Source organism: Thioclava sp. F1Mire-8, from assembly GCF_002213165.1.
In the GTDB taxonomy this organism is placed as follows: Bacteria; Pseudomonadota; Alphaproteobacteria; order Rhodobacterales; family Rhodobacteraceae; genus Thioclava; species Thioclava nitratireducens.
This window is the reverse complement of record NZ_NBNY01000013.1, coordinates 1-2838: the sequence shown is the minus strand read 5'-3', so window position 1 is coordinate 2838 and position 2838 is coordinate 1. Positions and strand designations below refer to the sequence as shown.

Genomic DNA, 2838 nt, shown 5'->3' with positions numbered 1-2838 from the left:
CCGTTCTTCGTGAAGATGAAGGAGGGTGCGACGGCGAAAGCCGAGGAGATGGGCATCAAGCTCAACACCTATGCGGGCAAGCTCGACGGCGACGTGGAAAGCCAGGTCGCGGCGGTCGAGAGCTGCATCGCGGCGGGCGCCAAGGGCATCCTGATCACGCCGTCCGACAGCCGCGCGCTGGCGCCGGCGGTGACGAAAGCGCGCGACGCGGGGGCGCTGGTGATCGCGCTCGACACCCCGTTCGAGCCCGCCGACACCGCCGATGCGACTTTCGCCACCGACAACTTCAAGGCCGGCGAGCTGATCGGGCAATGGGCCAATGCGAAGATGGGCGACAAGGCCAAGGACGCGAAGATCGCCTTCCTCGACCTCAACCCGAGCCAGGTCTCGGTCGATTACCTGCGCGATCAGGGTTTCATGAAGGGCTTCGGCATCGACGTCAAAGACCCCAAGAAGATCGGCGACGAAGACGATCCGCGCATCGTCGGCCATGACGTGACCAACGGCAACGAAGAGGGTGGCCGCACGGCGATGGAGAACCTTCTGCAGAAGGATCCGGGCATCAACGTGGTCTACACGATCAACGAGCCCGCCGCCGCCGGCGCCTACGAGGCGTTGAAATCGGTCGGCATGCAGGATCAGGCGATCATCGTCTCGATCGATGGTGGCTGCCCGGGCGTGCAGAACGTCAAGGAAGGCATCATCGGCGCGACCTCGATGCAGTTCCCGCTGAAGATGGCCTCGATGGGCATCGAGGCGATCGCGGCTTTCGCCAAGGACGGCACCAAGCCGCAGAACTCCGAAGGTCTCGACTTCTACAATACCGGCGTGACGCTGATCACCGACCAGCCGGTCGACGGGGTCGACTCGATCTCGTCGGAGGAAGGCCTCAAGCAGTGCTGGGGCTGATCCCCGCCTGACAGATCGGAGGGGCCGCCCGCGCGGCGGCCCGTCCTCTTCGGGCCGGATCACGGCCCCTCACCCCATATTGCACAAAGAGGATGACGGACATGACCCAGACCGCTCCGCCTCGCGGCCAGTCCTTCGAGCACGAGCTCGATAAGAGCGACAAGACCGTCGCGGCCTTCAAGGGAAAGAAACGCGGGCTTCTCGGCACGATCCAGCACGGGCTGCACGGCAACCCGACGATGGTGCCGGTGATCGTGCTGCTGTTGTCCATCGCCGTGTTCGGCCTTGTGGCGGGGGGCAAGTTCTTCTCGGCCTTCAACCTGACGCTGATCATGCAGCAGGTCTCGATCATCGGCATTCTCGCCGCGGCGCAATCGCTGATCATCCTGACCGCGGGGATCGACCTGTCGGTCGCGGCGATCATGGTGCTGATGTCGGTCGTGGCGGGCAACCTCGCCGTCTACATGGGCGTGCCGGCACCGCTGGCGCTGCTGATCTCCTTCGCGGGCGGCACCGGGGCGGGGCTGATGAACGGCTTTCTGGTGACCAAGGTGAAGCTGCCGCCCTTCATCACCACGCTGGGCACCTGGTCGATCTTCTACGCGCTGAACCTGTGGCTGTCGGGCGCGCAGTCGATCCGCTCGCAGGATATCGACAAGTTCGCGCCGCTTCTGAAATTCTTCGGCAACACCATCGCGGTGGGCAATGCCCGGCTGACCTATGGCTCGATCCTGATGGTCGCGGTGTTCCTGGTGCTCTGGTATCTGCTGAACAAGACCGCCTGGGGCCGCCACGTCTACGCGGTGGGCGACGACAAGGAGGCGGCGGAGCTTGCGGGCATCCGCACCGACCGCACGCTGCTGTCGGTCTACGGCATGGCCGGGCTCGTCTGTGCGATCGCCGCCTGGGCCTCGATCGGCCGGGTCGGGTCGATCTCGCCGCAGGCCTTCTACGAGGCGAACCTGCATTCCATCACCGCCGTGGTGATCGGGGGGATCTCGCTCTTCGGCGGACGCGGTTCGATCCTCGGGGCGCTGTTCGGCGCGCTGATCGTGGGCGTGTTCCAATCCGGTCTGCGGCTCGCGAATGTGGACGTGCTCTGGCAGGTCTTCGCGATCGGCTGGCTCATCATCATCGCGGTCGCCATCGACCAATGGATCAGAAAGGTATCGGCATGACGCAAGAGCCCATTCTCACCGCGCGCGGTCTGGTCAAACGCTATGGCCGCGTCACCGCCCTCGACGAATGCGACTTCGATCTCTACCCGGGCGAAATCCTCGCCGTGATCGGGGATAACGGGGCCGGGAAATCCTCGCTCATCAAGGCGATCTCCGGCGCGGTTTCCGCCGACGAGGGAGAGATCCGTCTCGAAGGCAAGCCGATCAGCTTCCGCAGCCCGCTCGAGGCGCAGGATGCCGGGATCGCGACGGTCTACCAGACGCTCGCGCTGTCGCCCGCGCTCTCGATCGTCGACAACATGTTCGTCGGGCGCGAGCTGCGCAAGCCGGGCGCGATGGGCAAATGGCTGCGGATGCTCGACAAGCCCGCGATGCGCGCCTTCGCCCGCCAGAAGCTGAACGATCTGGGCCTGATGACCATTCAGGACATCGATCAGGCGGTGGAGACCCTCTCGGGCGGCCAGCGCCAGGGCGTGGCGGTCGCGCGTGCGGCGGCGTTCGGCTCGAAGGTGATCATCATGGATGAGCCCACCGCGGCGCTCGGCGTCAAGGAGAGCCGCCAGGTGCTGAACCTGATCCTCGATCTGAAGGCGAAAGGGCTGCCGATCATCCTGATCTCGCACAACATGCCCCATGTCTTCGAGGTCGCCGACCGGATCCACGTCCACCGGCTGGGCAAACGGCTCTGCGTCATCGACCCGAAGCAACACTCGATGTCGGACGCCGTCGCCTTCATGACAGGCGCCAAAAC

Annotated in this window: 3 protein-coding genes; all 3 read left to right on the top strand. The window is 65.1% G+C overall.

What is annotated here, in order from left to right; translation table 11 throughout:
- A partial coding sequence (locus B6V75_RS18385) for a sugar ABC transporter substrate-binding protein (protein ID WP_088720675.1) occupies positions 1 to 909 on the top strand: 909 nt, incomplete at its 5' end.
- A gap of 101 nt (positions 910 to 1010) precedes the next feature.
- On the top strand, positions 1011 to 2087 hold the full coding sequence (locus B6V75_RS18380; protein ID WP_075777671.1) for an ABC transporter permease: 1077 nt from the start codon (positions 1011 to 1013) through the stop codon (positions 2085 to 2087).
- A partial coding sequence (locus tag B6V75_RS18375) for an ATP-binding cassette domain-containing protein (RefSeq protein WP_088720674.1) occupies positions 2084 to 2838 on the top strand: 755 nt, incomplete at its 3' end. The genes B6V75_RS18380 and B6V75_RS18375, both read left to right, overlap by 4 nt.

Coding starts and splice junctions, on each gene's coding strand:
- B6V75_RS18380 (WP_075777671.1), top strand. CDS start 1,011: ATGACCCAGACCGCTCCGCCTCGCGGCCAGTCCTTCGAGCACGAGCTC.